We start from the raw sequence: 3,947 nt of genomic DNA, 5'->3' as shown, positions 1-3,947 counted from the left end.
GACCGGAACCGGCGCCGCCGGAGGCGGCACCGGCGGCCCCGCCGCAGGCGCGGCCGGCGACGCGGCCGGCAAGGCGTCCTGACCGCCGTCCCCCTTCCCGACCAGCGAGGAGAGCAGTGCCGATGGCCGACTTCGTCGGAGCCCTGGACCAGGGCACCACGAGCACCCGGTTCATGATCTTCGACCACGGCGGCAACGAGATCGCCCGCCACCAGCTCGAGCACGAGCAGATCCTGCCGAAGGCCGGCTGGGTCGAGCACGACCCCACCGAGATCTGGGAGCGCACCCGCGCCGTCATCCAGTCCACCCTCAACCGCGCGAACCTCTCCCACACCGACCTCGCGGCGTTCGGCATCACCAACCAGCGCGAGACCACGGTGGTGTGGAACCGCCGGACGGGCCGCCCCTACTACAACGCGATCGTCTGGCAGGACACCCGCACCGACCGCATCGCCAGCGCCCTGGAGCGGGACGGGCGCGGCGAGACCATCCGGCACCGCGCCGGGCTGCCGCCCGCCACCTACTTCTCCGGCGGCAAGATCCAGTGGATTTTGGAGAACGTCGACGGCGTGCGGGAGGCCGCCGAGAACGGCGAGGCGGTCTTCGGCAACATCGACACGTGGCTGCTGTGGAACCTCACCGGCGGCACCGACGGCGGCGTGCACGTCACCGACCCCACCAACGCCAGCCGCACCATGCTGATGGACCTGGAGACCCTCGACTGGGACGACCAGCTCCTGTCGTTCTTCGGCATCCCCCGCGCGATGCTCCCCGAGATCCGGCCGTCGTCCGCGCCCGACCCCTACGGGGTGACCCGCGCGAACGGCCCGCTCGGCGGCGAGGTGCCGCTGAGCGGCGTGCTCGGCGACCAGCAGGCCGCGACGGTCGGCCAGGTCTGCTTCTCCCCGGGCGAGGCCAAGAACACCTACGGCACCGGCAACTTCCTGCTGCTCAACACCGGTCCGGAGCTCGTCCGCTCCAAGGCGGGCATGCTCACCACCGTCTGCTACAAGCTCGGCGACGCCGCGCCCGTGTACGCGCTGGAGGGCTCGATCGCGGTCACCGGATCGGCCGTCCAGTGGCTGCGCGACCAGCTCGGCATCATCTCCGGCGCGGCGCAGAGCGAGGCGCTCGCCGCGCAGGTCGAGGACAACGGAGGCGTCTACTTCGTCCCGGCGTTCTCCGGCCTGTTCGCGCCGTACTGGCGCAGCGACGCGCGCGGGGCGATCGTCGGGCTGTCCCGGTACAACACCAACGCCCACCTGGCCCGCGCGACGCTGGAGGCGATCTGCTACCAGTCCCGCGACGTCGTGGAGGCGATGCGGGAGGACTCCGGCGTGTCGCTGGACGTGCTGAAGGTGGACGGCGGTGTCACCGCGAACGAGCTGTGCATGCAGATGCAGGCCGACATCCTCGGCGTCCCGGTGTCGCGTCCGGTGGTCGCCGAGACCACCGCGCTCGGCGCGGCCTACGCCGCCGGCCTGGCGGTCGGGTTCTGGGGCTCGACCGAGGAGCTGCGCCGCAACTGGAACGAGGACAAGCGCTGGACGCCCCGCTGGAACGACGAGCAGCGCGAGTCCGGCTACGCGGGCTGGCGCAAGGCCGTGGAGCGCACCTACGGCTGGGTGGACGTCGACTGATCTCCCCCCTGAGGTCTGGGTGCTGAGGCCGGGGCAGCGGGTGCCCGGCCGCCGGGTGATTTTTGCCGTGTGCCCGCATCGGAGCCACCGATGCGGGCACATGCCACCCATGGCGCGCGTACTGGTGACGGGCTGGCCGAGCTTCGTGGACGGCGAGGCGACGGCCGGCGACGTCCTGGCGATGGAGGCGGTGCACGGCGAGCTGGACGCCATGGGCCTGCCGTACGACACCGCGTGGAGCCCGGTGTTCCGGCCGGGCGCGCTGAGCCTCGACGACGCCGACCCCGCCCGCTACACGCACCTGGTGTTCGCGTGCGGGCCGCTGCACGGGCCGCAGGTCGAGGCGCTGCACGGGCGGTTCGCGCACTGCCGGCGGATCGCCGTCGGCGTGTCGGTGCTCGACCCCGACGACCCGGCGGTCACCGGCTTCGACCTGGTGATCCCGCGCGACGCGCCGGGCGCCGAGCCCGGTCCCGACCTGGCCGCCCGCCCCGTCGTCCCCGACGTCCCGGTGGTCGGGGTCGTCCTCGCGCCCGGCCAGGCCGAGTACGGGACGCGCCGCCGCCACGAGCGGATCCGGGAGGAGCTGACGGGCTGGCTCGGCCGCCGCGACTGCGCCCGCCTCCCGATCGACACCCGGCTGGACCCGGCGGACTGGCGGCTGGCGACCACGCCCGCCGAGCTGGAGAGCGTGCTGCGCCGCTGCGACATGGTCGTGACGACGCGGCTGCACGGGCTCGTCCTCGCGCTGAAGAACGGCGTGCCCGCGCTCGCCGTCGACCCGGTCGGGGGCGGCGCCAAGGTCACCGCGCAGGCCCGCGCCTGGGCGTGGCCGGCGGTCGTGACCGTCCCCGAGGACGCGGCCCCGCCGCTGCTGGACGAGGCCGCGCTGGACCGGATGTGGCGCTGGTGCCTGGAGGTCAGGCGGCCACTCCCAGCTCGACCCTGAACCAGTCGAGGGTGTCGAGCAGGCCCTTCTCGACCGGCACCCCGGGCTCCCAGCCGAGGGCGCGCCGGGCCAGCGAGGTGTCGGGGCGCCGGACGCCCGGGTCGTCCACCGGCCGCTCGACGTACCGGATCGTGGACCGCGACCCGGTGAGCTCGATGACCACCGCGGCCAGGTCGGCCATGCTGATCTCGAACGGGCTCCCGATGTTCATCGGGCCCGGATGGCCCGACTCGGCGAGCAGCACGATCCCCCGGACGGTGTCGGAGACGTGGCAGATCGACCGGGTCTGCGTGCCGTCGCCGGTGACGGTGAGCGGCTCGCCCGCGAGCGCCTGCCGCAGGAAGGTCGGGATCGCCCGCCCGTCGTCCGGCCGCATCCGGGGACCGTAGGTGTTGAAGATGCGCACGATGGCCGTGTCCAGCCCGCGCGCCTGCCGGAACGCGGCGGTCAGCGCCTCGCCGAACCGCTTGGCCTCGTCGTACACGCTGCGCGGGCCGACGGGGTTCACGTTCCCCCAGTAGCCCTCCGGCTGCGGGTGCACCAGCGGGTCGCCGTACACCTCCGAGGTGGACGCCAGCACGAACCGCGCGCCCTTGCGCTCGGCGAGTTCCAGCGCGTTCCGGGTGCCCTGGCTCCCGACGTCCAGCGTCTGGATGGGCAGCCGCAGGTAGTCGGCCGGCGAGGCGGCCGAGGCGAAGTGCAACACGTGCGAGACGGGTCCCGGCACGTCCAGCGGACGGGTCACGTCGCGGTGCAGGAACCGGAACCCGGGCCGCCCTGCCAGCCGGGCGACGTTCTCGTGCGTCCCGGTGAGCAGGTTGTCGACGCAGACCACGGCGGAGCCGCGGTCGAGCAGCGCCTCGCAGAGATGGGAGCCGAGGAACCCGGCTCCGCCGGTCACGACGGCGCGGTTCATGGTGTCACTCCTTCCGGTCGTGCCAGTCGGCCCTCGGCGGCGGCGACGACCTCGCCGGGGGTGATGCGGAGCAGCCCGGGATCGGGCCGGGTGCCGTGCGGGTCGCCGCGCAGCCCCTTCCACAGGACGGTGTGCTCGGGACGGTCCGGCGGCGGCCCCCACAGCGCGGGCGGCGTCGGTCCGAACAGCAGGACCGACGGCGTCCGGTAGGCCGTCGCCAGGTGCGCGACGCCGGTGTCGCCCGAGACCAGCAGGCGGGCGCCCGCGATGAGCGCCGCGAGGCACAGCGGCCCGGTGCGCCCGGACAGGTCCGCCTCCGGCGGCAGCCCTGCCGCGCGGACGACGCCGCGGGCGAGCCCGGTCTCGTCCGGTCCGCCGGAGACCACGACGCGTTCGCCGCGCGCGTGCAGGGCGGCGGCGACCTCGGCGAACCGCTCGGGCG

Annotated in this window: 4 protein-coding genes; 2 read left to right on the top strand and 2 right to left on the bottom strand. The window is 74.3% G+C overall.

The genetic code is table 11. The features are described 5' to 3' along the window. Positions 1-122 precede the first annotated feature (122 nt). Together glpK and DZF91_RS26960 are read left to right on the top strand one after the other, a co-directional pair. Positions 123-1,640, top strand: a complete 1,518-nt coding sequence (glpK, locus tag DZF91_RS26965) for a glycerol kinase GlpK (protein ID WP_117359972.1) — start codon at positions 123-125, stop codon at positions 1,638-1,640. A gap of 109 nt (positions 1,641-1,749) precedes the next feature. Then, positions 1,750-2,589 carry a polysaccharide pyruvyl transferase family protein gene (locus DZF91_RS26960; RefSeq protein WP_199486920.1) on the top strand — a complete coding sequence of 280 codons (840 nt, stop codon included), beginning with the start codon at positions 1,750-1,752 and terminating at the stop codon, positions 2,587-2,589. Here the strand turns inward: DZF91_RS26960 and DZF91_RS26955 are convergent. Beyond that, positions 2,561-3,505 (bottom strand): NAD-dependent epimerase/dehydratase family protein, encoded by a 945-nt coding sequence (locus DZF91_RS26955; protein ID WP_117359970.1) that lies wholly within the window; start codon positions 3,503-3,505, stop codon positions 2,561-2,563. The genes DZF91_RS26960 and DZF91_RS26955 overlap by 29 nt on opposite strands. Further along, on the bottom strand, positions 3,502-3,947 hold a 446-nt coding region (locus DZF91_RS26950), incomplete at its 5' end, for a glycosyltransferase family 9 protein (protein ID WP_147341403.1). The genes DZF91_RS26955 and DZF91_RS26950, both read right to left, overlap by 4 nt.

It is taken from the genome of Actinomadura logoneensis (assembly GCF_003428695.1).
In the GTDB taxonomy this organism is placed as follows: Bacteria; Actinomycetota; Actinomycetes; order Streptosporangiales; family Streptosporangiaceae; genus Spirillospora; species Spirillospora logoneensis.
This window is presented reverse-complemented; position numbering and strand designations above follow the sequence as displayed.

Excerpts from the sequence above, each read along its gene's own strand:
- glpK (WP_117359972.1), top strand. The coding sequence starts at position 123 with ATGGCCGACTTCGTCGGAGCCCTGGACCAGGGCACCACGAGCACCCGG.
- DZF91_RS26960 (WP_199486920.1), top strand. The coding sequence starts at position 1,750 with ATGGCGCGCGTACTGGTGACGGGCTGGCCGAGCTTCGTGGACGGCGAG.
- DZF91_RS26955 (WP_117359970.1), bottom strand. The coding sequence starts at position 3,505 with ATGAACCGCGCCGTCGTGACCGGCGGAGCCGGGTTCCTCGGCTCCCAT.